This is a genomic window from Geodermatophilus sp. URMC 63 (assembly GCF_053502565.1).
Window position 1 is genome coordinate 4,449,204 of record NZ_CP199956.1, and the last position, 26,594, is coordinate 4,475,797.

28 protein-coding genes, 1 pseudogene and 1 other annotated feature are annotated in these 26,594 nt (G+C 71.2%); of the genes and pseudogenes, 18 read left to right on the plus strand and 11 right to left on the minus strand.

Features of this window, described 5'->3' with window-relative positions; all coding sequences use genetic code 11:
* Nucleotides 1-126: 126 nt before the first annotated feature.
* Together ACWIZO_RS21640 and ACWIZO_RS21645 are read left to right on the plus strand one after the other, a co-directional pair.
* The gene (locus ACWIZO_RS21640) at nucleotides 127-564 is read left to right on the plus strand and encodes a hypothetical protein (RefSeq protein WP_448639682.1); all 438 of its coding nucleotides are present in this window, start codon (nucleotides 127-129) and stop codon (nucleotides 562-564) included.
* Between the two features lie 4 nt (nucleotides 565-568).
* Nucleotides 569-772 carry a zinc-ribbon domain-containing protein gene (locus ACWIZO_RS21645; protein WP_448639683.1) on the plus strand — a complete coding sequence of 68 codons (204 nt, stop codon included), beginning with the start codon at nucleotides 569-571 and terminating at the stop codon, nucleotides 770-772.
* Nucleotides 773-889: 117 nt separating this feature from the next.
* Here ACWIZO_RS21645 and ACWIZO_RS21650 read toward each other — a convergent pair whose 3' ends face one another.
* Nucleotides 890-1,744 carry an SDR family NAD(P)-dependent oxidoreductase gene (locus ACWIZO_RS21650; RefSeq protein WP_448639684.1) on the minus strand — a complete coding sequence of 285 codons (855 nt, stop codon included), beginning with the start codon at nucleotides 1,742-1,744 and terminating at the stop codon, nucleotides 890-892.
* A 453-nt stretch (nucleotides 1,745-2,197) separates the two neighbouring features.
* Here ACWIZO_RS21650 and ACWIZO_RS21655 point away from each other — a divergent pair, with 453 nt between their 5' ends.
* The gene (locus ACWIZO_RS21655) at nucleotides 2,198-3,196 is read left to right on the plus strand and encodes a YihY/virulence factor BrkB family protein (protein WP_448639685.1); all 999 of its coding nucleotides are present in this window, start codon (nucleotides 2,198-2,200) and stop codon (nucleotides 3,194-3,196) included.
* A 225-nt stretch (nucleotides 3,197-3,421) separates the two neighbouring features.
* Here ACWIZO_RS21655 and ACWIZO_RS21660 read toward each other — a convergent pair whose 3' ends face one another.
* Nucleotides 3,422-4,408, minus strand: coding sequence for an anti-sigma factor RsbA family regulatory protein (locus ACWIZO_RS21660; RefSeq protein WP_448639686.1), 987 nt, complete (start codon nucleotides 4,406-4,408; stop codon nucleotides 3,422-3,424).
* A gap of 183 nt (nucleotides 4,409-4,591) precedes the next feature.
* Here ACWIZO_RS21660 and ACWIZO_RS21665 point away from each other — a divergent pair, with 183 nt between their 5' ends.
* From ACWIZO_RS21665 to ACWIZO_RS21680, 4 genes are all read left to right on the plus strand, one after another.
* A complete protein-coding gene (locus tag ACWIZO_RS21665) occupies nucleotides 4,592-6,493 on the plus strand; it encodes a SpoIIE family protein phosphatase (protein ID WP_448639687.1) in 1,902 nt (633 codons plus the stop codon).
* Nucleotides 6,494-6,812: 319 nt separating this feature from the next.
* The gene (locus ACWIZO_RS21670; protein WP_448639688.1) at nucleotides 6,813-7,199 is read left to right on the plus strand and encodes an ATP-binding protein; all 387 of its coding nucleotides are present in this window, start codon (nucleotides 6,813-6,815) and stop codon (nucleotides 7,197-7,199) included.
* A gap of 487 nt (nucleotides 7,200-7,686) precedes the next feature.
* Nucleotides 7,687-7,869, plus strand: coding sequence for a helix-turn-helix domain-containing protein (locus ACWIZO_RS21675; protein WP_448639689.1), 183 nt, complete (start codon nucleotides 7,687-7,689; stop codon nucleotides 7,867-7,869).
* A gap of 456 nt (nucleotides 7,870-8,325) precedes the next feature.
* Nucleotides 8,326-8,904 (plus strand): integrase core domain-containing protein, encoded by a 579-nt coding sequence (locus tag ACWIZO_RS21680; RefSeq protein WP_448639690.1) that lies wholly within the window; start codon nucleotides 8,326-8,328, stop codon nucleotides 8,902-8,904.
* 290 nt (nucleotides 8,905-9,194) lie between these two features.
* Here the strand turns inward: ACWIZO_RS21680 and ACWIZO_RS21685 are convergent, their stop codons facing one another.
* The 4 genes from ACWIZO_RS21685 to ACWIZO_RS21700 all read right to left on the minus strand — a co-directional run bounded on the left by ACWIZO_RS21685 (nucleotide 9,195) and on the right by ACWIZO_RS21700 (nucleotide 12,916).
* On the minus strand, nucleotides 9,195-10,040 hold the full coding sequence (locus tag ACWIZO_RS21685) for an alpha/beta fold hydrolase (protein WP_448639691.1): 846 nt from the start codon (nucleotides 10,038-10,040) through the stop codon (nucleotides 9,195-9,197).
* 841 nt (nucleotides 10,041-10,881) lie between these two features.
* A complete protein-coding gene (locus tag ACWIZO_RS21690) occupies nucleotides 10,882-11,265 on the minus strand; it encodes a cupin domain-containing protein (protein WP_448639692.1) in 384 nt (127 codons plus the stop codon).
* A gap of 21 nt (nucleotides 11,266-11,286) precedes the next feature.
* Nucleotides 11,287-12,060, minus strand: coding sequence for an alpha/beta hydrolase (locus ACWIZO_RS21695; protein WP_448639693.1), 774 nt, complete (start codon nucleotides 12,058-12,060; stop codon nucleotides 11,287-11,289).
* A gap of 34 nt (nucleotides 12,061-12,094) precedes the next feature.
* Nucleotides 12,095-12,916 carry an alpha/beta fold hydrolase gene (locus tag ACWIZO_RS21700; RefSeq protein ID WP_448639694.1) on the minus strand — a complete coding sequence of 274 codons (822 nt, stop codon included), beginning with the start codon at nucleotides 12,914-12,916 and terminating at the stop codon, nucleotides 12,095-12,097.
* 347 nt (nucleotides 12,917-13,263) lie between these two features.
* Here ACWIZO_RS21700 and ACWIZO_RS21705 point away from each other — a divergent pair, with 347 nt between their 5' ends.
* Both ACWIZO_RS21705 and ACWIZO_RS21710 read left to right on the plus strand, forming a co-directional pair.
* Nucleotides 13,264-14,013 (plus strand): SDR family oxidoreductase, encoded by a 750-nt coding sequence (locus ACWIZO_RS21705; protein ID WP_448639695.1) that lies wholly within the window; start codon nucleotides 13,264-13,266, stop codon nucleotides 14,011-14,013.
* 117 nt (nucleotides 14,014-14,130) lie between these two features.
* Nucleotides 14,131-14,871: a ZIP family metal transporter gene (locus ACWIZO_RS21710; protein WP_448639696.1), complete on the plus strand. Its 741-nt coding sequence runs from the start codon at nucleotides 14,131-14,133 to the stop codon at nucleotides 14,869-14,871.
* 76 nt (nucleotides 14,872-14,947) lie between these two features.
* Here ACWIZO_RS21710 and ACWIZO_RS21715 read toward each other — a convergent pair whose 3' ends face one another.
* Entirely contained in the window at nucleotides 14,948-15,151 is a 204-nt protein-coding gene (locus tag ACWIZO_RS21715) for a hypothetical protein (RefSeq protein ID WP_448639697.1), read from the minus strand.
* Nucleotides 15,152-15,430: 279 nt separating this feature from the next.
* Here ACWIZO_RS21715 and ACWIZO_RS21720 point away from each other — a divergent pair, with 279 nt between their 5' ends.
* From ACWIZO_RS21720 to ACWIZO_RS21730, 3 genes are read left to right on the plus strand one after another with little or no spacing between them, the layout of a single operon-like run.
* A complete protein-coding gene (locus tag ACWIZO_RS21720) occupies nucleotides 15,431-15,931 on the plus strand; it encodes an ATP-binding protein (RefSeq protein WP_448639698.1) in 501 nt (166 codons plus the stop codon).
* On the plus strand, nucleotides 15,928-17,553 hold the full coding sequence (locus ACWIZO_RS21725; protein WP_448639699.1) for a hypothetical protein: 1,626 nt from the start codon (nucleotides 15,928-15,930) through the stop codon (nucleotides 17,551-17,553). The genes ACWIZO_RS21720 and ACWIZO_RS21725 overlap by 4 nt, the downstream gene beginning before the upstream one ends.
* Nucleotides 17,541-17,981: a hypothetical protein gene (locus ACWIZO_RS21730; protein ID WP_448639700.1), complete on the plus strand. Its 441-nt coding sequence runs from the start codon at nucleotides 17,541-17,543 to the stop codon at nucleotides 17,979-17,981. The genes ACWIZO_RS21725 and ACWIZO_RS21730 overlap by 13 nt, the downstream gene beginning before the upstream one ends.
* Here ACWIZO_RS21730 and ACWIZO_RS21735 read toward each other — a convergent pair.
* On the minus strand, nucleotides 17,964-19,076 hold the full coding sequence (locus tag ACWIZO_RS21735; RefSeq protein WP_448639701.1) for an IS630 family transposase: 1,113 nt from the start codon (nucleotides 19,074-19,076) through the stop codon (nucleotides 17,964-17,966). The two genes, ACWIZO_RS21730 and ACWIZO_RS21735, sit on opposite strands and share 18 nt — an antisense overlap.
* A gap of 155 nt (nucleotides 19,077-19,231) precedes the next feature.
* Between ACWIZO_RS21735 and ACWIZO_RS21740 the strand changes: the two genes are divergently transcribed.
* Complete coding sequence (locus tag ACWIZO_RS21740) at nucleotides 19,232-19,477, plus strand: response regulator transcription factor (RefSeq protein WP_448639702.1); 246 nt, start codon at nucleotides 19,232-19,234, stop codon at nucleotides 19,475-19,477.
* Between the two features lie 263 nt (nucleotides 19,478-19,740).
* On the plus strand, nucleotides 19,741-19,956 hold the full coding sequence (locus tag ACWIZO_RS21745) for a hypothetical protein (RefSeq protein ID WP_448639703.1): 216 nt from the start codon (nucleotides 19,741-19,743) through the stop codon (nucleotides 19,954-19,956).
* Nucleotides 19,957-20,295: 339 nt separating this feature from the next.
* On the opposite strand, the gene ACWIZO_RS21750 is transcribed toward ACWIZO_RS21745, so the two are convergent.
* Both ACWIZO_RS21750 and ACWIZO_RS21755 read right to left on the minus strand, forming a co-directional pair.
* Nucleotides 20,296-20,604, minus strand: a complete 309-nt coding sequence (locus ACWIZO_RS21750) for a hypothetical protein (RefSeq protein WP_448639704.1) — start codon at nucleotides 20,602-20,604, stop codon at nucleotides 20,296-20,298.
* A 36-nt stretch (nucleotides 20,605-20,640) separates the two neighbouring features.
* Nucleotides 20,641-21,120 carry a hypothetical protein gene (locus ACWIZO_RS21755; protein WP_448639705.1) on the minus strand — a complete coding sequence of 160 codons (480 nt, stop codon included), beginning with the start codon at nucleotides 21,118-21,120 and terminating at the stop codon, nucleotides 20,641-20,643.
* A 159-nt stretch (nucleotides 21,121-21,279) separates the two neighbouring features.
* Between ACWIZO_RS21755 and ACWIZO_RS21760 the strand changes: the two genes are divergently transcribed.
* Entirely contained in the window at nucleotides 21,280-22,032 is a 753-nt protein-coding gene (locus tag ACWIZO_RS21760; protein WP_448639706.1) for a transposase family protein, read from the plus strand.
* Here the strand turns inward: ACWIZO_RS21760 and ACWIZO_RS21765 are convergent.
* Nucleotides 22,004-23,252, minus strand: a pseudogene (locus tag ACWIZO_RS21765) (IS3 family transposase). The gene ACWIZO_RS21760 and the pseudogene ACWIZO_RS21765 overlap by 29 nt on opposite strands.
* Nucleotides 22,847-22,975: a sequence feature (AL1L pseudoknot), on the minus strand. It overlaps the preceding pseudogene by 129 nt.
* Before the next feature lie 382 nt (nucleotides 23,253-23,634).
* Between ACWIZO_RS21765 and ACWIZO_RS21770 the strand changes: the two are divergent.
* The 3 genes from ACWIZO_RS21770 (at nucleotide 23,635) to ACWIZO_RS21780 (ending at nucleotide 26,559) form a co-directional block, all read left to right on the plus strand.
* Nucleotides 23,635-23,871, plus strand: coding sequence for a helix-turn-helix domain-containing protein (locus ACWIZO_RS21770; RefSeq protein WP_448639707.1), 237 nt, complete (start codon nucleotides 23,635-23,637; stop codon nucleotides 23,869-23,871).
* 251 nt (nucleotides 23,872-24,122) lie between these two features.
* Nucleotides 24,123-25,163 carry a TIR domain-containing protein gene (locus tag ACWIZO_RS21775; RefSeq protein ID WP_448639708.1) on the plus strand — a complete coding sequence of 347 codons (1,041 nt, stop codon included), beginning with the start codon at nucleotides 24,123-24,125 and terminating at the stop codon, nucleotides 25,161-25,163.
* A 13-nt stretch (nucleotides 25,164-25,176) separates the two neighbouring features.
* Nucleotides 25,177-26,559 (plus strand): tetratricopeptide repeat-containing protein, encoded by a 1,383-nt coding sequence (locus ACWIZO_RS21780; protein WP_448639709.1) that lies wholly within the window; start codon nucleotides 25,177-25,179, stop codon nucleotides 26,557-26,559.
* The last annotated feature ends 35 nt before the right edge of the window (nucleotides 26,560-26,594 follow it).

Consider the following 26,594-nt stretch of genomic DNA (forward strand, 5'->3'; position numbering starts at 1 on the left):
GGCGGGCGGTCGGTGCGGTCAGCGTCGACCCGCCCGCTCCAACCCCGCGCCAGCCCGCGGGTCGGACCGGCGGTGGAGCCGGCGTCGGGACGGTGCGGTCCAGCCCCTCGCCGATCGGAGCGCCGCGTGCACGCCTCCTCCGAGGGCCCGGACCTGCAGTTCGCCGTCGGGGGCGTCCTCGGCGCGACCTGGTCCCAGGCGACGTGGTCGGCCACGGTGTGGCCGCGTCGGCCGCCACGGGCCAGCTGCGCGCGGTGCTGGCCGACGCGCTGGCCACCGCTGGTCGTCGGCGTCGACGGATCGACGCGGTTCCTCGACGACACCGGCACCGGCCCGCTGGGCACCGGCTCCACCCCGGCCCTGGCCGGCGACACGCTGGCCCCCGGCGAGCCGGTGCTGCTCTGCAGCGACGGGGAGTCCGGCGCGCTGAGCTGGTGGTCGGGGTGGCGTTGGGCCGCCGACGGTGGCTGGGTCGTGCGTCCGGCACCGGCGGCGCGGTCGTGGAGAGCGGCGGTGCCAGGTGGGCGCGGCCGCCGGACGGCGGGGGTCGGCTGCCTGGGCTGACGGCGTGTTCCTCCTCTTCGGCTTCGGCACCGAGCAGCAGGACCTGGGCCCCGGGGAGGTCCGCACCTGCCCGCGCTGCGGCAACACCACGCAGTGGGCGCGCGTGCGGCAGGTCAAGCAGTTCACGGTCTTCTTCCTGCCGATCGCCCGGTGGGGACGCCGGCAGCTCGAGGTCTGCGGGTTCTGCGGCACCGCCGTCGAGGTCTGAGCACGGTCACCGCGAGTTCGGTCGGCGGCCGCGCGGCCGCGGCCTCCCCAGGGTCCGCGGAAGTGCTGGAACCGCAGCTCGACAGCTCGCGGGTCCGTCCCGGCTGAGCGGCGGGCCTCAGGCGCGCCGGACCACCGGGGGTTGGCCGGTGCTGCCCCGGCTCACCCCCACCAGCCCGCGGGCGCGCGGCTCCCCGCCGTAGGCGGCGTGCATCCGCGGGCCGGCGGCGCGCAGGCCGCCGTCGACCGTGATCTCCTCACCGGTGACGAATCGTGCCGCGTCGCCGGCCAGGAAGGCGATGACCTCGGCGACGTCTTCGGGAGTGCCCAGGTCCGGCCAGGGCTGCGCCTCGCGCATGACCGCTCGGGCCGTGTCCAGGTCCGACCCGATCAGCGGCGTGACGATCAGTCCCGGACAGACGGTGTTCACCCGGATCCGGTCGCCGGCCAGCTCCGCCGCGGCCACCCGGCCGAGGTTGACCACCGCGGCCTTGGCCGCCGAGTACGCCTGGGGGCCGGCTCCTCCGCTGAACGCGGCCACCGAGGCCGTGTTCACGATGGACCCGCCGCGTCCGGCTGCCCGCATCACACGGGCACCGTGCTTGATCCCGAGGAACACACCGCGCACGAGAACGGCGAAGGTGTAGTCCCAGTCCTCGACCGCGATGTCGGTCAGGGCGCCGAAGGCGCCGCCGACTCCGGCGTTGTTCACCACACAGTCGATCCGGCCGAACTCCGTCACACAGGCCGCCACGGCTCCGGCGACGTCAGCTTCCTCCGACACGTCGGCGCGGACGAACCTGACCCGCCCGCCGAACTCCTCGCCGAACTCCTCCGCCACCTGCGCGCCGTTCCCGCTGTGCAGATCGGCCAGGACCACGTGCCACTCCTCGGCGAGCAGCCTCGCCACCGTCGCGCGGCCGATGCCACTGGCGCCGCCGGTGACCAGGGCAGCACGGCTCGCGGTGCTCATCAACGGGCGATCCGATGGCCGGTGGGCACGATGTCCTCCTGCAACCGACGCTGGTCCGGTCCGTCGGACGACCGTACTGTCGGGCCGGCTCACCAGCCCACCACGGTCACGCAAGCGGACCGGTGCGAGGAACAGTCGGCCGGTCCCCGAACACCCACCGGCCGTCCGCACGACGATGAGGCGGCAGAGCGGCAGCGAGGGGCTTCCGAGGTCCTCGCCGGGGACCCCCGACGATCCGCACGGACAGATCCTGCAGTTCTCGGACAGCCATGCGGTGGTGTGAGCCACGAAACGGGCGATCCCGTTGACGCCTCCCATCGCGATCGTCCGATACGCACCGAACACGTCGCCCGAGAAGCCGACGACGTACGTCCCGCTGGTGAGGAACCCCAGCCGGCACGTGGAGAGCTCGGCCTGGGGGCGTACGTGCGCCGGACGTGGTGCACTGCGCCTGTGGCCCTCGCCGACACGCTCGACCGTCTGCAGCGCCGTCATCCCGCCGCCGGCTTCCCGATCGCCGTCGTCTACAAGTACGTCGACGACTCCGGTCCCTACCTGGCCGCGCTGATCACCTACTACGCATTCGTCTCGTTGTTCCCGCTGCTGCTGCTGTCCTCGACGATCCTCGGTCACGTCCTGGCCGGGAACCCGCAGTTGCAGCAGCGGCTGATCGAGTCGGCACTCAGCCAGTTCCCCGTCGTGGGCGACCAACTCGGCCAGCCCCGCGGGCTCAGCGGCGGCACCCTCGGCGTGGTGATCGGCGTGCTGGGCGCGCTGTACGGCGGGCTCGGGGTGGCCCAGGCGGTGCAGCACGCCATGAACACCGCCTGGGCGGTGCCGCGCAACAACCGGCCCAACCCGTTCCTGGCCCGCGGCCGCAGCCTGCTGCTACTGGCCACCGCCGGGCTGGCGGTGATCGGCACGACGGTCCTGTCCACCCTCGGCGCGCACGACGTCGGCTCCCTCGGCGCGGTCGTCCGGGCCCTGGCCCTCACCGCCTCGGTCCTGGTCAACGCCTTCGTCTTCGTCTTCGCCTTCCGGCTGGGCACCGCCCGGCACCTCACCGTGCGCCAGGTGCTGCCCGGGGCGGTCACCGCCGCCGTCCTCTGGCAGCTGCTGCAGACCTTCGGGGTGACCTACGTCAGTCATGTGATCGCCACCGCCAGCGCCGTCAACGGGGTGTTCGCCCTGGTCCTCGGGCTGCTCGCGTTCCTCTACCTCGCCGCGGTCGTCGCCGTCCTGTGTGTGGAGATCAACGTGGTCCGGGTCGACCGGCTCCATCCCCGGGCGCTGCTGACCCCCTTCACCGACGCGGTCGACCTCACCCCCGGCGACCGGCGCAGCTACACCGGCCAGGCGAAGGCAGAGCGCCAGAAGGGATTCGAGACCGTACACGTCACCTTCGACCCACCCGACCGCGACGGCGAGGAGCCCGACCGCCCGCCCGGGTGACCCAGGGATCGCGCTGGAAGCGGCCACGCCCGCCACGGATCCCGGCCCGTGGGTGACCTGACCGCCGCCGACGGGAGCCGATCCCACCCAGTGCTCCGGCAGCCGCCTGTGAAGACACGGCGCGAGGGACAACCGGTGGTCAGCAGCACGCACCGTCGAACGGGGTACCGCCGGAGGTGCCTCCGGACCCACCGGGCCCCGTCCCCACCGCCCGCCTCCGGTGCCTCACCTCCAGCCGGTGGACAGCCGGACGCTGACCCCGTGCTCGTCGCGGCGGATCGCGACGTGGTCGCACAGCTGGCGGGCCAGCCACAGGCCCATGCCGCCGTGGGACAGGTCCTCCCCGTGCGCGGGTCCGTAGCCGGCGAAGGAGTCCTCGAGGCCGTGGCCGGAGTCGCGGATGGTGGCCACCAGCCGTCCGGGCGCGGTCCACAGCCGCAGGCCCGCGGGCGGGGTGCCGTGCCGGACGGCGTTGGAGGTCATCTCGTCGACGGCCATGAGGAAGTCCTCGAGCACGTCCGGCGGCCCGTCGACGGCGGCCAGCGCGTCGCGGACGGCGTGGCGCAGACCGGAGTAGTCGGTGATCGCGTCCTTGGTCAGCGCCGGCGGGGTGGCCTCCAGCGGCTCGTCGGGGACCGGGAGTGAGCGCAGGTAGGCGGCCGGGTGGACGTAGTCGGGGTTGGCGGTCCAGCCGCCGGCGGTGACCAGTTGAGGGTGGGTGTGCCGGACGGAGGCCAGGATCGGCTCGGGCAGGGCGGCGCTGAACACGCACAGCCCCCGCAGCGGGAGCTGCCGGAAGGCGACGTTGATGACCGCCTCGTAGGCCTGCCACTCCCGCCAGTCGGCGACGGTCGTGCCGAAGTCCGGCTCACCGACCACGCGGATCCACCGGCCGGGAGCGGCGTGTTCGGCGGCGATGCGGCGGAAGGCGTTGATCGCCGTGGCGGTGCGGGACCGGTAGAGGGTGTGCCGCTCGACGACGAGCACGCGCGGGTCGGCACCGACCGCCTCCCGCAGCGGACCGCTGCTGTGCGGGCCGGCGGCGATCAGCGCGGCGTCCCCGGTGGCCAGCCCCTCGAGCAGCCAGGCAGCCGCGGTGGTGGTGAGCTGCGCGGCGTCGTCGTAGACCAGGCCGCCGTGCCGCGGCTTCGGTGCGGGACTGCCGCCGCCCGTGTCGTAGCCGTCGGGCCGAGCAGGGTCGTTACCGTGCAACGCCTCGCCCCTCGTGGTGCCGTCCGTCTGCCGTGAGGGCCGACGTGGTCACGGCTCCCGTTCCCCTCCGGTCTACCCCCTGCCCGCCCATCCACGCCGCCGCACCGCACTCCACCACCCTTGGCACCGGACGGACCGGCCGACCACGGGGGCGCCGTCCTCGGATTCGGGCAGGATGACGTCATGTGCGCCCACGCCGTCGGCAACGGCTCCGACGCACGAACCGAGCCCGCCACCGAGGGCGGCCGGCTGGCCGCTGTGCGCGCCACCCAGCTGCTCGACGCCGCGGCCGAGGATTCCTTCGACCGGCTCACCCGGATCGCCCAGCGGCTGACCGGCGCGCCGCTGGCGTTCCTGACCGTGGTCGACGACGTCCGCTCCTACTGGCTGAGTGCTCAGGGCTTGCCGGAGGGCGGCCCGGTGCAGAACACCGTCGAGGAGTCGTTCTGCCAGTACGTGCTCGACGGCGACCCGCTGGTGCTCCCCGACGTGACCGCCGACGAGCGCACCGCCGCCAACCCGTCGGTCACCGGCATGGGCGTGCGCGCCTGGGCGGGGTTCCCGGTCCGCACGCCCGACGGGCAGGTGCTGGGCAGCTTCTGCGTCGTCGACACCGCGGTGCACCCGTGGACCGCCGATGACGTGCAGTTGCTGGAGGAGTTGGCCGCGATCGCCTCCCGCGAGGTCGCGCTGCGGATGTCCACGCTGGAGGCCGAGTCGGCCCGGGCCGTCGCCCGGGCCGAGGCCGACCGGGCCCGGCTGCTGGCCCGCATCAGCGATCTGCTCACCGTCGACCTGGGGCCCGGCGACGTGTGGCGGGCGCTGGTCGCCCTCACCGTGCCCGACCTCGGCGACCTCGCCTACGTCAGCACCGTCGAGCCCGACGGCGGCCTGACCCCCGCCGCGGCGGCGCACCGCGACCCCGCTCAGTTGGCCGTCCTGCAGCAGTGGATCGAGCGTGCCGGGCGGCGCACCGGCGAGGCCGCCGGACCCGGGCACGTCGCCCGCACCGGGCGCGTCGAGCTGATCGACCTGCCCGAGGCACCCGGCCTGACCACGGCGCAGCACGAGGCCGTCGACCTGCTGGCGGTGCGCAGCGCGCTGGTGGCTCCGGTGCTCAGCCGCGGCGACGTGGTCGCGGTCCTGACCATCGCCCGGGTGCGGGGCTCAGCGCCCTACACCGAGCGCGACCGCGACCTGGTGGACGCGTTGATGACCCGGGCGGGCCTGGTGGTCGAGGCCGCGCGGGCATCGTTCCTGGACCGCACCGTGTCGGAGACGATGCAGCGGGCGCTGCTGCCCACGCTGCTGCCGCAGCCCGACCACCTGCAGCTGGCCTCCCGGTACGCCCCGGCCGAGAACACCCAGCTGGTCGGCGGGGACTGGTACGACGCCTACCTCGACGCCACCGGCACCACCAGCCTCGTGGTCGGGGACGTCGCCGGCCACGACATCGCGGCGGCGGTCACGATGGGCCAGTTGCGCACCGAACTGCGGATGGCCGGCCTCGACGGCGCCGTCGGCCCGGCCGGGGTGCTGAGCACCGTCGACGTCGCCTGCGCCACCTTCGGCCAGGACGTGTTCGCCACCGCGCTGGTGGCCCGCGTCGAACGCTTCCGCTCCGATCAGCCGGCGCGGGACCGGAAGCTGGTGTGGAGCTCGGCCGGGCACCCGCCGCCCGTGCTGCTGCACCCCGACGGCGCCGTCGACGTCCTCACCGACCGGGTCGGGCTACCGCTCGGCGTGGACCCGTCACGGTCCCGCCCCGAGCACCGCCACGTCCTGCCGATGGACTCCACCCTGCTGCTCTACACCGACGGGCTGCTCGAGCAGCAGGACGTCCTCGACGCCGCCTCCGAGCGGTCCGGCAGGTCGGGCGCGCGGGACCTCGACGCCGGCCTGGCACGCCTGCTCGACCTGCTCGCCGGCAGCGTCGGACTGGAGCTCGAGGAGCTCTGCGATCGGATCATCACCGAGCTCCTCCCACCGGGCGGTGCGGCCGACGACGTCGCGCTGCTGGCCATCCGGCCGTACACCGAAGACCGACCGCGGCCGCCGCAGGCCGGCCCCAACGTCGTGTCGTGACGACCCGGCCGCTCACTGGGCGCCGCCTGCGTCCGAACGCAGCTGCTGGGCCGGTAGGCGCCGCTCGACCCGGTCGATGCCGAGAGCCAACCGCTTGCTGTGCCGCCCCGAGCCGCATCGGGCGCGCGTCTCCTGCGATCGCAGCGCCGCGGGACCGCGCCGCGAACACGCGCCGAGCCTCGGGACTGCGGAGGATGCGGTCGGCGACCGCAGACGTCGCTCCCCGGTTGCCGAAGGCGGGGCACCCTCCACGGACGACGCCGACCGAGATGAGCCGACGTTCCAGGGAAGCCGGCTGAAGCGGCCCTGTCCCGCGACCGTGGGACCGCACGACGAGGCCGAGGTCACCGGCGCGCACCAGCTGCGAGACGTGCGGGCCGCCGTGCGGTTCTGGCTGTCGGCTGCCGCCGACTGCGGCAGCAGCACAACGGTCCTCGACGAGCTGTTGCTCGCGATGGACGAGTTGGCCGCCAACGGACTGCGGCACGGTGGCGTGCCCGTGCGGGTGCGTGCGGTGCTCACCACGCGATGCCGACTGCTGGAGGTCAGCGACGCCGACGCCCAGAACGGACCGAAGCCGGCTGAGGGACGGGATTCCGCGCTCGGCGGCATGGGGCTGCACGTGGTTGCGTACCTGAGCTTCGCACGCGGGTGGGAGGTACGCGGCGACCGGAAACACGTCTGGGCGTGCCTGCCGATCGACTGAGTCGTCCTCGCGCGCTGTCCGACTCCAGACGCTGGAGGAGGCCACCTACCGTCCAGGCGTCACCGGAGCGCTGGAGCCTGCTCCTCCGCAGGAGCAACGATCGAGATGGCAAGTCGACACAGACCCGCGCATGACAACCTCGTGCCTGGTCAGCCGGACGCGTTGCCCGTGACGAACGGGGCAGGGTCGTGGGGTGTCCAGGACGCTGGCCCGTGCCGCCGCTGTCGCTGATCGTCGAGTGACCGGACTGTCCCGCAGGTCCTCGCGGACCTGGTCGCCGAACCGGGGCCGCGCTGGCAGGCGCGCCAGGACGCCCGGCTGGCCGACCGGCCGCGCCGGCGGGCGATCGGCGCCGGTGCCCGGTGTCGGCTTGTCGCGCGTCAGACTTCCTAGCAGGGCCCGTTGCTTACGGGTCTGACCTGGCAAGGAGCCTGATCGTTCATGGCGAGACCGCCGGTGTTCCCGGCCGAGGAGAAGGTCGGCGGTCGTGCTGTCGATCCTGGCCGGTGAGGTCACCGTCGCCGAGGCCGCGCGGCGGGTGAAGGTGTCCGAGCAGTCGGTCGGCAACGGGAAGCGCCAGTTCCTGGAGTCCGGTCGGGCCGGCCTGGTGGCCGGCAAGTCCGGGCCCTCGACCCGGGAGGCGCAGCTGACGCCGAGGTCAGCGAGCTGACCCAGGCTCTCGGTGAGGCCGCGGTCGAGCTGCGGGTGTGGAAGAAGTCCGCCGAGGGTCGCCTGGGCCCTGCGCGGACCTCGAGGGGATCCGCGTCGAGGCGGGCATGCCGACCACGAGGTTCTGCGCGTTGATCGGCGTGCCCGAACGGACCTGGCGCCGCCGTCAGGCCCGCGCCCGGGCCGCCCGGCCGGCGCGGGGCCCGTGGCCGCGGCCGGCCCGCGAGCGGGTCCGCGACGCCGCCCGCCGGCATGCGCTGGCCCATCCCCCGTGGGGGCATCGGAAGGTGTGGGTGATGTGCCGCCACGACGGCCATCGGGTCTCCCAGGCCACCGTGCTGCGCCTGCTGGGCGATGAAGGCCTGCTGCTGGAGGCCGACTACCAGCGCGAACGCCGCCAGCTCGCGGCCCGCCGCAAGGCCGCGTTCGCCACCGAGCCGACCGGGCCTGACCAGGTGTGGCAGCTGGACTTCTCGCCAGTATCGAGACCACCGCCGGCGGCACCTGGCGGCCGGCCGGCTGCCGGGACTACTGGAGCAAGTACGAGCTGGGCTGGCACATCGCCCCGACGGCCAACCAGCACGACGCGATCGCCGCGGTCGAGCTGGCGCTCACCGAGGCCGCCCGCCTGGCCGGGCGGCCGTTGGTCGACCTGGCCGAGCACGACGAGCAGGGCAACATGATTCCGCTGGTGACGATCGTGACCGACAACGGCGGGCCGTTCCGGTCGTTTCGGTTCGAGGCGTTCATCGCCACCCACCCCGAGCTGCGGCACGTGCGCACCCGCGTGAAGACCCCGGGCCAGAACGGCTCACGCGAACGCGGGTTCGGCTCGCTGGAGTACGAGAAGCTGTTCCTCGAAGAGATCCCCGACGCCCTGGACCTGGTCGCCCACGCCGAGGACTACCGGGTCGAGTACAACACCGTCCGCCCGCACGAAGCCCTGGCCTGGAACCGCCCGCTCGACGTTCACCTGGGTCTGGCCGACCCGGTGATCCCCGACCTTCCCGAGACCGAAGATCTGCCAGCTGCTTGACGCGGGACAGTAGGCAGCTGGCCACGCCGTGGGCCAGGGCCGCGTCACCCTCACAGGGAGTCGGGCAGCCTTACAGGCGAGGAAGCAACCGAACCCAGGGCAGTCCCGGCGTGGTTGGCGTCACCGCGGATCAGTAAGCCATGAGCTACGCCACCGTCATGGGACGTGATCCCTGCGCCTCGATGGGAGGGACCGGCGTGCACAGGTGGGTGCACGCCGGTCCTCGTCGACCTACCTGGTCGTCCTCTTCTGCTCCGGGTCTGGCACTACCAGGAGCCGCTCGCGCGGGCTCAGCAGACAGCATGCAGCGCGGTGAGGATGACGTCGGTCACCGCTTGGGGCTGCGAGATCATGATCACATGTGAGCCGTCGAGCTCAGTGATGTGAGCGCCAGCGCGCTCAGCGTTGGCCCTTACGACGTCCGCGCCGGCCGCCTTGTCCCCGGTACCGACGACCGCCCAGGAGGGCAGCGTCTTCCAGGCCGGTTCGCCGCTCGGCTCGTCGAAGGCTGCGGCGGCGACCGGCCGCTGCGTCGCGGCCATGGCGGCCGCCTGCTCGGCCGGCAGGTCAGCGGCGAACGCTGCGCGGAAGGCAGCCGGGTCGATGAAGAGCTCGGTCGCCGTCTCGTCACCCTGCCCGGTCGGGTACTGCTTCTCGACGATGGCAGGTCCGAGCAGACTGTCCTGGGACCTGCCCGCGATGTCGTTCACGGTCTCCCCCGCCTCCGGCGCATAACCGGACACGTAGACGAGGCCGACGACGCTGGGGGTCGTGGTGGCGGCGTTGCTGATGACCGCTCCGGCGTACGAGTGACCGACGAGCAGTACCGGCCCCTCGATCTGGTCCACGACGCTCGCGACATAGGCGGCGTCCGAGGCCAACCCACGCATCGCTATGCCCGGTGCGACGACGGTGTGGCCCGCTCGCTGCAGCAGCTCGACGACTCCGTTCCAGCTTGAGGCGTCAGCGAAGGCGCCGTGGACGAGCACGACGGTGGCTCCCTCACCCGGGGGCCGCTCCGGGTGAGCGGCGGCGCTGACGGAGGACGCACCGACCAGGACCATGGCCGCAACCAAGACGGAGAGTGGACGGCACAGTCGACCGACGGCGTGTTGACGGGACAGGACGAATGGCATGACAGCTCCTCGGGTAGGGGTGCACGAATCGACACTCCCGGGCCTGAGCAGGCCCGGGATCGGTACGCGTGACGCCGTACGCGCGTCGTCCGACGTGGGCGCTGAACAGTCGGACTGGTGCGGATGGAGATGGGCTTCGACTGTCCAGCGCCCAAGAGGATGCGACCGGCAGCATCGGTCAACGGCTGTGCCGGCCGTCTGCAGGTGGGTCACCAGACAACCCGTGCAGATGGAGACGTCGGGGAAGCCTCCGGGTCGGCCGGCTTCCCGCCTGGACGATCATCGACGCGCGATGAGCATCGCAATCAGCGTCGAAGGACTTGTTTCGGGTCGCGGCATGACCAGCCACGGGGACGTGCAGCACAGCGCGAACACTGAGGACCACCCGAGCACGAGCGTCGCCGATTTGACCTCTCAGCGAGGCGAGGAGGTCGGTGCTTGCTGAGTCCGGCCAGATCGTCGGCGCAGGAGTTCCGGTCGTTTGCTCTCCAGCGCTGGGAGGACGGCCAGGCGCCGCCGGCCGTGCGCGAGCTCGCGGCACCCGGCATTGGCCACCAGCTACAGCTGCGGATCCCCTGCGTCGAAGGGCGGCGGCGAGCCGTGGCAGAGCACCACGGGCTGCCCGCTTCCCCCGACCGCTCATGAACGAAGGCCGTTGGCGGCCACCACCGCGATAGCGGTGTGCGGCAACCGGTCCCCGGCAGGCCCGACCGTTGACGCGTAGGCCAACCGCACACACCTCGCCGCGCGCGACAGGTCCAGACCCTCACCCGCCCAGGCGCATCCGGATGGGTCACCTGCGTTCACCTCGTGTCGTCCTGCGGCTCGGCTGGCTTCGCCGCTAGGTCGGTCGTTGGGTGGTCAAGGTCGCCAACGGCTGTCCGACCTCGACGATGTAGGTAGACAGCATCCGTCCGGTGCCCGGACCGAGGTCGCGCGCGTTGTGCGGGACTCTCGGCGGGATGAGGAAGCCGTCGCCGGCGTGGAGGATCAGCGTGTTGGAGTCCCGGATCCTCATCTCGACCGTCCCAGCGAGGATGTATCCCACTTCCTCCCCGGGATGGGTGTGCCAGCCGGATTCGACGCCGACCGGGATCTCGGTGAGCACCTGCACGATCTCCCGCCCGGGGATGGACGAGGAGGCGCGCTGGACTTCGGTGCGCTTGAGCGCGCCGGCGAGCTCGTCGGTCGGCCGTAGGACGCCCGGGTCCGAGTCAGAGACCATGATCGCTCCCCTGCTCGAGCGTCAGACGGCCGCGGGCGCCGGGGTCTCTACGCCTCGGGAGAGCGCGTCGAGCGCCTGGTGGATCACGCCGGCGGCGATCTCGGGCCGGGCGACGAAGAGGACGTGGGAGCCCTCGGCCTCGGTGATGACGGCTCCCGCCCGCTGCGCCATCCCGCGGACCACGTCGGCGCCGGCCGCTCGGTCCCCGGTGGAGACCAGGGCCCACGACGGCAGCGTTCTCCACGCCGGGGTCCCGTTCGGCTCCGAGAACCCGAGAGAGGAGACGGGGCGCTGCGTGGCGGCCATGTCGGCGGCCTGCTCCGCGGTGAGGTCCGCGGCGAAGACGTGGCGGAACTTCGCCGGGTCGATCGAGAACTCGCCGACCGTCCGACCGTCCGGCCCGGCCGGGTACTGCCGCTCGACCAGCGCCGTGTTCAGGACGCTGTCGGTGGAGCCGCCCTCGACCTCCATGAGCACTTCACCCTCATCGGGGGCGAACGCGGAGAGGTAGACCAGCCCCACGACGTTTCCCGCTCTGGTCGCGGCGTTGGTGATGATCGCCCCGCCGTAGGAGTGACCGACGGCGAGCACCGCGCCGGGGAGCTGGGCCAGCGCGCTCGCGACGTAGGCGGTGTCCTCGGTGATACCCCGCAGAGGGTTGGAGACGGCGACGGCGCTGACGCCGGAGGCGCGCAGTTGCTGGATGACGCCGATCCACCCGGAGCTGTCGGCGAACGCGCCGTGGACCAGCGCGACGGTGGGGGTGGACGGGGACACGACGGTTGTACCGGTCATGACGATCTCCTCGAGGGTGGGCGGAAGGGAACGGTCAGCTGGCCAGGAAGGCGAGCAGGTCGGCGTTGAACTCCTGCTCGTGCGCACCGGTCAGCCCGTGCGGGGCACCCGGGTAGACCTTGTAGGTCGCGTTCTTCACGATCTTGCTGGACTTCTCGCCAGCCGACACGATGGGCACGATCTGGTCGTCGTCCCCGTGCAGGATCAACGTGGGGACGTCGATGGCTCTGAGGTCCTCGGTCGTGTCGGTCTCGGAGAACGCCTTGATGCAGTCGTAGGCGCCCTTGATGCCCACGGTCATCGACTGCAGCCAGAACTCGTCCCGCTTGCCCCGGGAGACGTGGGAACCCTCGCGGTTCGCGCCGTAGAAGGGCGCGGACAGGTCCTCGTAGAACTGCGACCGGTCGCCGGCCACCCCAGCCCGGAGCTCGTCGAACACCGACACCGGCAGCCCCTCGGGGTTCGCGTCCGTCTTGAGCATCAGCGGGGGGATGGCCGACAGCAGCACGACCTTGGCTACCCGGGAGGTGCCGTGCCGGCCGATGTACCGGGTCACCTCGCCACCGCCGGTGGAGTGCCCGACCAGGACGGCGTCGCGCAGGTCGAGGTGCTCGATGAGGCCGGCCAGGTCATCGGCGTAGGTGGTGAGGTCATTGCCCTCCCACGGCTGGGAGGAGCGCCCGCCTCCGCGGCGGTCGTGGGCGATGGCCCGATAGCCGGCATCGGCCACCAGTTGCAACTGCGGGTCCCAGGCGTCCGAGGTCAGCGGCCAGCCGTGGCTGAACACGACCGGCTGCCCGCTCCCCCAGTCCTTGAAGAAGATGTCGACGCCGTCCTTGGTGGTGTAGGTGCCCATCGGGTCTCCCGGTGTCCGTCACGACAGCTCGTGTGAGTCGGTGGTGTGTGAGGCGAACGCTGCTCGGGAGGGTCCTTGCGGAGCATCGGTCGGCTGACTGAACCGGGCAGATGTCGTCGTAGTCGACGTCGGCCGCCCGCCTGGTCACGCAGGCGACGTGACCGGCACCGGGCGTCCGTGCCGCTCGCGGCCCCGACCCGGACCCAGGGCCGGACGGGGTTCCCGACGATCGACTGATGCTCACGACGCACTGGGGGCGCGAAGGTCGAGCCGGGGGCGCGAAGGTCGAGCCGGCAGTTCCGGGGACGTGCCCCACGACCACCCGCCCACATCGAGGAGAGACCCTCATGGGACAGCTCGACGGAAGAACGGCACTCATCACCGGCGCCACCAGCGGTATCGGCCTGGCGACCGCTCGTCGCTTCTCCGCGGAGGGGGCCCAGGTCGTCATCACCGGTCGTCGGCAGGACGTCCTGGACAAGGCGCTCGCGGTCATCGGTGATCCGGCGATCGGTGTCCGGGGTGACGTGAGCGATCTCGGCGACCTCGACAAGCTCGTCGAGGTGATCTCCGATCTCGGCACCGGCCTGGACGTCGTGTTCACCAACGCCGGAGGGGGCGAGTTCGCCGCTCTCGGGCAGATCACGCCGGAGCACTACGCCGAGACGTTCAACGGCAACGTCTTCGGGACGCTGTTCACCGTGCAGAAGGTGCTGCCCCTGCTGAACGACCACGCGTCGGTCGTGCTCGCCGGGTCCACGTCGACCCTGCACGGGACGCCGTCCTTCAGTGTGTATGCCGCCTCCAAGGCGGCCATCCGCTCGTTCGGGCGCACCTGGGCAGTAGAGCTGGCAGGCCGCGGGATCCGGGTGAACACGCTGATCCCCGGGCCGACCGAGACGCCCGGGCTGGCCGGGTTGGCTCCGGGCGCCGCGGAGGCCGCGGAGATGCTGGAGGGGATGGCGGCCGGGCTGCCGCTGCGGCGGCTCGGGAACCCCGAGGAGATCGCGAACGCGGCGCTGTTCCTGGCCGGGGACCAGAGCAGCTTCATGACCGGCAGCGAGCTCCTGGTCGACGGTGGCGAGCTCCAGGTCTGACGCGGTCGCCGCCGCCCGCAGCGCCGCTCCCGGACACGGGCCGGTCGTCCCGCTGCCGCCGGCCGTCGTCGGAACAGGGGCCGGCGAGGCGGTCGATCGCTGCTCCCGGCGACCCTGATGGTCCCTCTCGTCCTCGCGCTGGCGACGTTCGCCTCGACCGTCCTCGGCGGGCTGTTCGCGCTGCGCAACCGCGACCGGCTCCACCGGATCCTGGGGTTCACAGCCGGCGTCCTGCTCGGCGTGGTGGCATTCGACCTCCTGCCCGAGATCGACGAGCTGGCCCGTGCCACGGGCACCGCCTTCACCGTGCCGATGGAGGCACTGGTGGTCGGGTTCCTCGCCTTCCACGTGGCCGAGAAGCTGACGGTCGTCCACTCGGCGCACGAGGGCGAGTACGCCCCGGGCCACCGCCACGACCACCCGGAGGTCGGGGTGGTGTCGGCCCTGGCCCTGTCGGCCCACTCGTTCTTCGACGGCGTCGGCATCGGGCTGGCCTTCCAGCTGTCGCCGTCGGTCGGCCTCGGTGTCGCCCTCGCCGTGATCGCCCACGACTTCTCCGACGGGCTGAACACCGTGGCCCTGATGCTCCTCAACGGCAACACGTCCGCCCGCAGCCTGGGGCTGCTCGCCCTTGACGCGACCACACCCGTCCTCGGCGCCGCGTCCACCCTGTTCTTCCAGGTCGGCGACCGGACCCTGCTGCTCTACCTCGGCTTCTTCGCCGGCTTCCTGCTCTACGTCGGTGCGTCCGACATCCTGCCCGAGGCGCACGCCAACCACCCGTCCCGGGTGACGCTGCTGCTCACCGTTGCGGGAAGCATGTTCATCTACGCCATCGCACTCGTCCTGCGTGGGTGAGGTGACCCCACCGGCGTGCCCCGGCCGATCGGGGCGTCGCCCGGCGCGACGGTGCCGGCGCCGCGGCCCCGGCCGGCTACGACCCGGGCTGACGGTCCTCCGCGTCACCCGACGGGTCGATCCGGACGAGTGAGCGGACGTGTTCGTCCTGGACACGGAGAATGGCCTGGTCACCGCGGAAGAGCACGGTCCAGCCGTCTTCCCGTTCGACGGTCACGTCGTCGTAAAGCATCTCGAGGACCTCGTCGTCCTCGCCGTAGAGCATCCGGTACGTCGGCATCGCGGTCCCCTCTCGGTGTCAACCGCAGGTGCCCGGCAGCAATCGCCTGTCGGCGAGCCGTGCATGGTCGAGACGTCCCTCACTGTGGCCGCTCGCTCCGCCGACAGCATGGGCCATACGACGTTCGCTTGAAGCGACTGGACACCACGCCCGCGGCGGAGTGGTAAGTCGAAGCCCGAGAGCCGCCTGGTCGATCCGAGGCTTTCGCCGATCCCCTCGGCGAGACAGACTTCGCACGGGACGCACGTCCCGGTCCGGCGAACCGAGAGGTCCGAGGCCGTGGTCGAGACCAGCGGGAGTTCTAGCCCTCGCGCCCCAGATCCAGAGGACCCCCCGGCGAGCGCCGAGCCGCTCCTGGGACGCGACGACGACCTCCGGCAGCTGACGGCTCTCGCCGGCCCCGCCGGTCATCCCCAGCACGGCCTGCTGCTCATCGGGGAGCCGGGCGTCGGCAAGACCGCGTTGCTGGAGTACGCACGTGACGCCGCCGCAGCGGCCGGTACGGCTGTGCTGTGGGCCACGGGAGTGCAATGGGAAGGAGAGATCAGCTCCTCCGGGCTCAACCAGCTCCTGCTCCCGGTGCGGAGCCACTTCGCCTCACTGGACACGGCTCACCGAGACGCGCTCTCGACCGCGCTCGGCCTCTCGCTCGGGCCCTCGGTCGAGCCACTCGTCCTGTGCACCGCCACGCTCGCCCTGCTCGAGAGCGTCGCCGAGAGGCGACCGCTGCTCCTCGTCGTCGACGACCTCCAGTGGATCGACCGGGCGACGACCGGGTGATCGGGTTCGTCGCGCGCCGCATCGGCGCCTCATCCATCAGGCTCCTGGCTGCGACACGTCCAGGAACGGAGGCGCTGCTGCACCACACCGGTCTGCCGGAACGAGTGCTCAAGCCTCTGGACGAGCGGGGTGCCGACGCCGTCGTCCGGCAACGCTTTCCCGTCCTCTCCGCGGGTGTCCGCCGGCGGCTGGTGTCGGAGGCGCAAGGCAATCCGCTGGCACTCGTGGAGCTGCCCACTGCCCTGACGTCCGCGCAGCGGACGGCGTTGTCGCCGCTGCCACCGATCCTGTCGCTGAGCGGGCGGCTCCAACAGCTGTTCTCGCAACGCATCGGGCAGTTGCCGCCTTCGGTGAGGCGCTTGCTCCTCCTCGCCGCTCTCGAGGGCACCGGAGACCCTGGAGCGCTCAGTGCGGCCATGGGTGAGGACTGGCCCGAGGCGATGTCGGCGGCCGAGGATGCCGACCTCGTCCGGTCCGTTGCGGGACAGGGGCGTGTCGTCCTGCGGCACCCGCTCATCGGCGCAGCGGCCGTCGGCATGGCCACGACAGCGGAGCGGCGACAGGCTCACCAGGCTCTGGCCGACGTCACCACCGACCAGCTCGATCGCCGGGCCTGGCATCTCGCAGAAGCGGCCGTTGGACCCGATGAGGACACGGCCGCACTGCTGGAGCAAGCGGGGCACCTCGCGCTGCACAAGGGCGACGCCGTCCGCGCCGTCCTGATGTTGCTGCGCAGCGCCGACCTCAGCCCTCGAGGAGCGGACCGTGCGCGGCGGCTCGCCGCGGCCGCGTTCCTCGGCGCGGATGCAGCCGGGGAACTCCGAACCGTTCCGCGCCTGCTCGCCCAGGCACGTCAGGCCGACCCGGAGGGCCGAGCGGCCCTTCCCGCCGCCGTCGCCGCCGGGTACCACCTCCTCAACGGTGACGGCGACGTCGACACCGCCTGCTTGGTGCTCGTCCGGGCGATCGGGGGCCTGGTGCCGACGGTGGGACCTGCACCGCTTAATGACGGCGAGCCGTTGGTCGAAGCGCTGCACAGCCTGGAGCTCGTGTGCTCCTTCACCGGACGCGACGAGCCGTGGGTGCCCTTCGACCGGGTCATGGCCGAGCTGGGTGATCGCATGCCGCTGGTCCTGAGGGTGTCAGGTCGTACGCACGGAGACCCGGCTCGGGCGACCAGCACAGACCTGAAGCGTGTGGGCGACCTGGTGGCGACGATCGACCAGGAACGGAGTCCCACCCAGGTCATCCGCATCGCCATCGCCGCCTTCTTCATCGACCGACTGCCCGGTTGCCACGGCGCCCTTCGACGGGTGGTCGACGACGGCTTGGAGGGAGGCGCGGTCGCCTCCGCGGTCAATGCCCTGATGATCCTGTGCCACGACGCGCTGCAGGGGGGCCGATGGGACGAGGCGGAGGCGCTGGCCCACCGCGGCATCGCACTGGGTGACGAGCACGGCTACGCACTGATCACCTGGCCGGGCGTCTACGGCTTGGGTCTCCTGCACGCGGCACGAGGGCGCTGGGAGGAAGCGCGAGCCTCGGCACGGGACCTCACCGGGTGGGCCGAGCCCCGGGGACTCGGTCTCGTCGAGCAGTTGCGTGCCGGGTGCGCGGGCTGACGGCGCTCGGCGCGGAGAACTTCGACGAGGCTCACCGCCAGCTCTCGGCGATCTGTTCGGCGGGCAGTGTCCCATTCCACAACCCGATCGCGCTTGCCGTCGGCTTCGACCTCGTCGAAGCCGCTGTCCGTACCGGGCACCGCGATGCGGCTATCAGGCACGCCGCCGCGCTGCGCGCGCTACCCGTGACGGCGGGATCACCCAGACTCGCGCTCACCGCAATCGGTGCGGCCGCTCTCGCGGGCGACGACTTCGGACTGTTCGAGGTGGCGCTGGCGCAGCCCGGCGCCGAGGAGTTCCCTTTCGAATACGCACGCGTACAACTTGCGTACGGGGAGCGACTCCGACGCACTCGTGAGGTGACGCCGGCGCGGAAGCACCTCGCCCTCGCATATCAGTCCTTCGACTACCTAGTGCTCCGTAACTGACGTCGTTGGTGTCTTGCGGTGGCGCGGGTCGGTGGCCTTGGCGATGACCGTGTCGGGGTCCTTGGTCCAGGTGAAGGGTGCGCAGCGGTCGTTCCAGGCGTCGATGAAACGCTCGATGGCAGCGATGAGGTCGGCCACGGTGGGAAAGTTGCCGCGGCGCAGGGCCTGCCGGCTGATGATCGAGAAGAACGCCTCGACCAGGTTCAGCCAGGAGCCCGAGGTCGGGGTGAAGTGCAGCTGCACCCGCGGGTGCCGGGCGAGCCAGGCCCGAACGGCGGGGTGCTTGTGGGTGGCGTAGTTGTCGACCACCACGTGCAACTCGCGGCGCGAATAGGCGGCGGCGACCTGCTTGAGAAATGCCAGGAACTCCTGGTGCCGATGCCGGTCGGTGCAGGCCTCGGTGACCCGCCCGGTGGCCACCTCCAGTGCGGCGAACAGCGTGGTGGTGCCGTGCCGGAGGTAGTCGAAGCTGACCGCCTCCGGGTGCCCGGGCCGAACCGGCAGCACCGGCGCGGTCCGCTCCAGAGCCTGCAGCTGCGGCTTTTCGTCCACGCAGAGCACCACCGCCTGCTCCGGCGGATGCAGGTAGAGCCCGACGACGTCACGGATCTTGCCCTCCAGCGGAGGGTCGGTGGAGAACTTGAAGGTCTGCGCCCGCCAGGGCTGCACGCCGAAGCGGTGCCAGATCCTCGCCACCGTGGCGTGCGAGATCGGCGTGCCCTCGCCGGCCAGCGCCGCGGCCAGCAGCCGCGAGGACCAGTGGGTGGCGCCGTACTGGATCGGCGGCTCGGTCAGCGTCAGCTCCAGCACCCGGTCCCGGAGCGCCTCCGGCAGCGGGGAGGGCTTGCCCGGCCGCGGCTCGTCGGCCAGGCCGGCCAGGCCCCGCTCGGCGTAGCGGCGCCGCCACGTCACCACCGTCGGCTCGGCGCAGCCGACCATCGCGGCGATCTGCTTGCCCGGCACCCGCTCGGCGGCCAGCAGCACGATCCGGGCGCGTTCGACCTCCCGCGCCGGCGCGCCCTTGGCCCGCACCCGCCGCTCCAGCTCCCGGCGATCAGCCTCCGGCACCTCCACGGTGCGCACCCGATTGGGCATGAGCCATCGTCACGCCGACATTCAAAAACAGCAACGATCACTGCGACGGAGCACTAGGTGCGCAGCCTTGGGCGGTTCGGGCCGAACGGGAGCTGCGGGCCACCGGCATGACGAGGAGCCGCCGTCACGGCAACCCCGAGCCCGAGTTGACCTCCATGGAGCGCGAGATCGCCGAACTGGCCGCTGGTGGGGCATCCAACAGGGAGATCGGCGAACGGTTGTACATGTCCCCCCGCACAGTGGGGTCCCACCTCTACCGGATCTTCCCCAAGCTCGGCATCACGAGTCGCGGCGGGCTCCGGGACGCGCTCAACGCCGAGCAGGAAGGCAACGCGAACAACCGACCCGACCGGACACCAGGACCGTCCTCGGCGACCAGAGTCCGGGACTCGCCCCCGTGATAAACGCAGTCGCCCAGCCGACCGGCTCGACCAGGCGCTCCGCTGGTGACCGCTGCTGCCCGCAGACCGCGTTGCTGTACGCGTTGCTGTACTCACGCGAGAGGCGGGCCACCCTCGTTGGGTGACCCGCCTCTGACCTGCGGTTTCACTGTCGGGCTGACAGGATTTGAACCTGCGACCCCTTAACCCCCAGCCGTCGGCCGCGGGTTCGCGCGCGTCCGCCTAAGTTCGTCCGCGCAGGTCAAACGGCATACGGAACGACGATGGACCGCAGCGGACGAGGGCGAATCGGGCGCAATGGTGGTCAAAATGGTGGTCAAAATGGTGGTCAAAACCGGCTGTTCACCCTGCGAGGACACTCGGCCGACTCGTCGGGATCCGTTATCACTGAACGTGACCGCGATGAAGGGGTCATCGACTACCGCTCCCTCATCACTAAAATGGCCCGTCGCCAGGAGTATCCCGCGACCGCCGGTTGATGCGCTGCTTGTCCCCCCTCAAGATTGGCCCGTCCGCCGTCGTTCGCGGTCGTGCTACTTGCGCAGGTCGTAAGGCTGCCACGTCCGCTCTGGTTCAGCCCGACGCAGGCTTGTTCCGGCCGCGTTGCTACTACTCCCCCGCACTCGGGCGCTTCGGCCACGTCGCGGCCTACTCGATGCACAGTGATTCGCGTAGCGCTGAGGCCGAGGTCGGAAGCCTGGTGCGTCGACGCCGTCAGGGAGGACACGCGGCGTGGGATGTATCCGCAGGACCGGTGGTACCACAGGATGCCCGGACGTCCGCCACAAACGCTTCGCCGGGCCACCGGCGCGCCCAGGTCACGGCTCGACACGGACGACGACGCCGCGAGTGACGGGTGCCCGAAATGGGTCACCCGAGATGACGTCAACGACCGCGAGCCCCGGTGACCGGGCACGGATGAGGACCGTGCCCGGCGCACCGAGCGGGGTGAGGACCGAACCATCGGTGCCGACGACGCTCTCGGAGAGGACGCCGAGCAGCTCCACCGCGGTGCCCGACCGGATGTGGCCGCCCGTCGCGGCGAAGCGCACCACGTCGCCCACGACGATCGCTAGCTCCGACGGCATGCCCTCCTCGTCCGGCCGGACGTCGATGTAGCGGCTCACCTCACCCGACCTCCGGCCAAAGTGCCGACCCCTCCCTCAGGAGACCCTCACGACGTCCTCACTGGGGTCCCAGTCCACGACGACGGGAATGCGCGGCGTGGGCACCTTCGCCTCAGCGCCCGTTGTTGGGACGACCTCCGCGGCACGGAGAACCTTGGGATAGATGATGGCCACGGCGTTGCCGTCCATCGTGTTGATGTCGGCACCACCGCGAATGGGCTGACCGTCCTTGGTGATCTCACCAGGGAGCCGATAACACATGATCGAGTCCTGGTCGGGCTCGGTACCCATGATCTTGGTCGGGTCCAGCGGGGTGAGCACCTGCTGATCGACCATTTCCTTGGACCAGCCCTGGGTCCGCCAGAAGTACTCGTAGGCCTTCTGCCTGTCGATGCGTTCGACCAGCGCCTGACGCATGTGCTCATGCGGAAAGCCCAGCGTATGGCCGGCCTCATGGCGGACAACCCGGCGGTACTCCTTTTCGTCCGTGCTCATCGTGAAGCCCTGCAGGTTCATCGAGGTTTTCTCACTAGCTTTGACGGCTTGATTGATGTCGTCGCTGGTCGCGGCCGGGGTCGCAGAACAGGGCGCGGGCTCTCGGGGTGAAGATCGTCTCGCCAAAGGCCGATCGCCACTTCCCGGGAGCCCGCTGTGTCTCATCGTGCCAGCCTCGACGTGTCCGCGACGGTGTTGAAGGCGGTGACCGGCTGGATCGCCCGCCGCCGGCGTCGACCGGGATCGCGTCCGGCGCAGCGCGCCGGCACGGTGCACACCCAGGTCGTGCTGGCGCTGCGCTGGCTACGCCACCGCCTCGACGTACGCACCCTGGCCGGCGAGGCGGGGCTGAGCATCGCCACCGCCTACCGGTATCTGCACGAGGCGCTCGACGTGATCGCCGGGCACGCGCCCGACCTGGCCGACGTGCTCGACCACGCCCGCCGCGGCGAGCTGCCCTTCCTGTGCCTGGACGGCACACTCGTCCCGACCGACCGGGTCGCCGCCCGCGCCGAGCGCGGCCATCACCTGTGGTACTCCGGCAAGCACCACGCCTTCGGCGGCAGCGTGCAGGTGCTGTGCGACCCCGGCGGCTTCCCGCTGTGGGTCTCCGACGTCCGCCCCGGCTCGACACATGACCTCACCGCGGCCCGCGAGCTCGTCCTGCCCGCGCTGTACCCGCGCGCCGCCCGGGGATTGCCGGTGCTGGCCGACAAGGGCTACACCGGCGCCGGCGTCGGCGTGCACGTCCCGGTCCGCCACCACCCCGACGGGCCGCTGCACACCGACAACCGCTGCTACAACTCCCTGATCACCGCGCTACGCGCACCCGCCGAACGCGGTCACGCCCTGCTCGGCCGCTGGCGGGCCCTCGACCGGGTCACCGTCATGTCCTGCGCCGGGTTCAGTGGAGGCTCGGAACTGACGCGGTGACGGTAGTCGCCGCGGGGTTGTGCCGGTAGAAGACGTCTTCGTGCTCGGCCGGTGGGATCAGGCCGATCTCGCCGTGCAGCCGGCGGTGGTTGAACCAGTCGATGTACTCGGCGACGGCGATCTGGAGGTCGTCGATGCCCTTCCAGGGGCCGCGGTTGCGGACCAGTTCGGCCTTGAACAGCGAGTTGAAGGCCTCGGCCAGGGCGTTGTCGTAGCTGTCGCCGGTGGAGCCGACGGAGGCGACCGCGCCGGCCTCGGCGAGGCGCTGGGTGTAGCGCACGGCGACGTATTGCGATCCCTTGTCGGAGTGATGGACCAGACCGCTGACGTCGCGGCCGGCCCGTCGGCGGGTCCAGAGGCCCATCTCCAGGGCGTCGAGGGCCAGGTCGGTGCGCAGCGAGCGAGACAGTTGCCAGCCGACCACCCGGCGGGAGAACACGTCGATGACGAAGGCGGCATACACCCACCCGGAGAAGGTCCGGCAGTAGGTGATGTCGGCGACCCACAGCTGGTCGGGGCCGGTCGCGGTGAAGGCGCGGTCGACCAGGTCCGGGCGGGTGTCCGGGCCGGTGCCGGGCACCGTGGTCCGCGGGCCCCTCGTCCGCGTGATACCGCGCAGACCCTTGCGGCGCATCAGCCGGGCGACGGTGCAGCGGGCCACCTGATGGCCTTGCCGGTGCAGTTCGGCGTGCATCTTGCGCACCCCGTAGACGCCGTAGTTGTCGCTGTGCACCTGCTCGATGACCTCGGTGGTCGCCGCGTCCGTCTGTGACCGCGCCGACGGCGGCCGCGACGTGGCGGCGTAGTAGGTGCTCGGGGCGATCTTCGCGCCGGCCTCGGTGAGGACGCGGCAGATCGGCTCGACCCCGTGCTCGAGCCTGTACTGGTCGATGTAGGCGACGATCAGCGGGAGGGGCGGTCGAGCTCCGCCGCGAAGAAAGCCGACGCGCTCTTCAGGTCGCGTTGGCCCGGCGCAGCTCGCGGACCTCACGTTCGAGCTCGGCCAGCCGGGTGGCGTCATCGGTCGTGGTGCCCGGCCGGTGCCCCTGGTCGATCTCGGCCTGGATGACCCAGTTGCGCAGCGTCTCGGGGTTGATGCCCAACTGCTCGCCGATCCGCTTCAACGCCCCGGTCCGGGTCGCTGGGTCCCGCCGGGCGTCGACCGCCAGCCGGGTGGCCCGCTCCCGCAGCTCGTCGGGGTACTTCCTCGGTGCCGCCATGACTCTCATCCTCACGTGGATTGAGAGCCTCCATCAGACCCGGTACGGGACATCAGCCCGCACCGCATCGGCGCCATTGCCGCCGCCGCATTGGTGCTGACCTCACTCGACCGCGGAACCAGGTGAGAAAACCTCAATAACCCTGCGATTAGCCGGTCGCGCTCGTCCTCGACTACCCGGACGGCCGAGCGGCCAGACGTCCTATCCGGTGGACCTTCGTGAGCACTGGAGGATGATCGGGGGCCGAGACGCAGGCCCCGACGGGATGAGGGAGTCTCCAACCGCCGGACTGGGGCAGCTCGGCAGTCCGCTCCTCCACCATCGGCGGCTACTGATCGTCGACGCGTGCCGGCGACTGTGCCGCACGCATCTAGGAGCTGCCGTGGATCTCGACGAACTGCGGATCAGCCGGGCCGCCGTCGTGACGGTCGCCCAGGCCGCCTCGGTCTTCGGTGTCGACGTGCGCACCGTTGCCCGCGCTATTAAGAACGGCGAGCTGCCGGCTGTCCGCCTTGGACGGCGGGTGCTCATCCCCCGCCTGCCCCTCCTCGCGGTGCTCGGGGTGACCGCCGGCGACGCTGTGGCCGAAGGCCCCGATGTCGGCGCCATGGACCGGTAGTCCGCGCGACTCGGCGGCACGAATCAGCCGATCCGCGTTATCCCTCCGTGGCCCGCGAGGCGGCACCGCACCCTCGGGCCAGGTGGTCCCCGCTCAAGTCCCCTCCTGCCGGCAACCAAACCGGGGGCAGTCGCCAGGTCGCGGTGACGCCACGGTGACGCCTCGGGCCGAGAATCGCCCGAGTCGGGAGGCATGCGACAGTCGTTAACCACTCGGGCGCAACTGTCGATCCTGGTCGCTGGAGTGGGGCAATGCGCATTGCGGTGTTTGGTAGTTCGAAGCACATGGCCGAAGCGGAGTCGGATGCCGAGGCGTTCGCTGCGTGCTGCCGCGGACTGGGGCGGGCGATGGCTGACATGCCGTACAAGGTCCTCGTCGAGAGTCCACGTCCACGAACGGCGGACCGGTGGGTCGTGGAGGGACTCCTGACCGCGGCCAACCCACCGCGTGCGCAGGTCTGGGTCTACCTCCGTGACAAGCCCGGACAGCCGCGACCGTTCCAGGACGAGGCCGATGAGCACCCCGGCGTGCTGAGGTACCGACCGTTGAACGAGCGGTCACTGGCTCCCGCACACCTACGCATGGCGCGCGAAGCCGACGTCGCCATCGTGGTGGGCGGCGGTGAACACGCCTACCCGGCCGGACTTGCCGCCGCCATGATGAGGGTACGGCTCATGCCGGTCGCCACCTTCGGTGGTGCTGCGCTACGCCTGTGGCGCGAGTTCACTGACGACGACGCTCGACGGGTCACGTGCCTACCGAAGCACGACACCTGGGACATGTTGGCCGGCACCCCACAGCAGGTCCTCGACGCCACTACCGATGAACTGCGCTCACTGCCGCGGCTCATGCTCGTGCACGGACGCAGCAACGACCGAACGGTCATCACGGACATCCTGCAGGGCGCGGGCTTCCGGGTTCCGATCGTTCTGCGTGAGCAGTTCAGTCCTGGACAGACCCTGCCGGAGAAGTTCGAGGACGAGGCGCTGCAGGCCGACGCCGCGGTCGTCCTCTTCACGCCTGACGACGAGGCGTCGGCGCTGCTCGACCCCGAGGGCCATCCGGTCGCGCCGCGCGAGCTCGGGCGCCGAGTGCGGGCCCGACAGAACGTCAGCCTTGAGTGCGGGTGGTTCTGGGCTCAACTGGGACGAAACCGCGTACTGGTGCTGACAAAGGGGGATCTCGAGCTGCCGTCCGACCTCTCAGGTCTCGTGTACGAGTCCTACGTCGACAGTCCGACTGAGCGGACCGACTCCCTCCTGTCCTTTGCCCGCGCCATCCGTTGTGGCTAGTGGTGAGACGTCGATGACGAGGCCCATCGCCTTCATGGTGATGCCCTTCACGGTGAAGCCAACCGGCCTCACTGGAAAGAGAATGCCCGCCGAGGTCGACTTCGACGCCCTGTGGGAACGGGTCTATGAACCTGTGCTCGAGGGCCTCGACTACACCGCCGTGCGCGCCGACCGGGATGTCGGCGCGCTGATCATCGGCGAGATGATCCAGCGGCTTGCCATCGCCGACCTCGTCGTCGCTGACCTGTCCTTGCCGAACGCGAACGTGTATTACGAGCTCGGTGTCCGCCATGCTGCCCGCCCCACGGGTTGTGTTCTGGTGGCGGCCGAGTGGGCCAAGCCGCTGTTCGACGTGGCGCAGATGCGCCAGCTGCGCTTCCCCCTGCCGGAAGGGCGCGTAACCAAGCGGACCGCGGCACGAGCGCGCGCCGCGCTCGAGAGCCAGATCCGCCCCCTGGTGCAGGGTCGATCCCCGGTCTTCGACGCCGTGCCCGGGTACCCCGACCAAATACAGCTCGACCGCCAGTCGGCCTTCCGCACGCTGGTCGAGGAACTGTCCGCCTTTGACGCCGACGTCCGTGCGGTGGGACTGGCGCCCGTAGGTGACCGCGAACGGCGCGCCCGCGAGCTTGTGAAGACCTACGGACAGCGGCCGGCGGTGCGTGAAGCGGTCGCCCAGCAACTGATCCGTCTGCTGCGTGACCACGTTGGCTGGCAGGCGGTTCTCGACTACGTCGACGCTCTGCCGGAGGACCTTCGGCGGCACTCGCTGGTTCTCGAGCAGCGGTCGCTGGCGCTCGCGCGCACAGGCGACGTTATCGGTTCGATCTCTGCCCTGCAGCAGCTGATCGCCCAGCACGGGCAGTCGTCGGAACGATGGGGACTTCTCGGCGGCCGGTTCAAGCAGTTGCAGGCCAGCGCCACCACAGCGGCCGAGCGGCGGAGGTACCTCAATAGGTCCATCGACGCCTACGAGCGGGGCATGCGCGCAGACCTCAACGACTACTACCCGGCCAGTAACCTCCCGCGGCTCTACCGGCAACGACGGGGGCCCGATGACCTCGAGCGCGCCGCCGCGGTGGCCGTGGTGACCACCGAGGCCTGCCGGCGGCGACTCGATTTGGGGGCCGATGACGGCTGGGCCCGAGCGTCACTGTTGGGCATGGCGTTCTTCCAGGGGGATGTCGGGGCGGCCCAACGGCTGAGGGACGACGTCGAGCGGAGTGACCCCGCCAAGTGGCAGTTGGACACCACCATCACGGACCTGCGAGTTGACGTCACTCACCACGACGACCCCGGGATCCGCAACGGACTCACTGCCGTCCTCGCCGACCTGGAGGCGATACTCGCCGAACAAAGCAACCCTCCGCCGACCCGGACGGACGCCATCCCATGACTGACCCGCCTGCGGCAGTAGCCATCAGCGGCCAC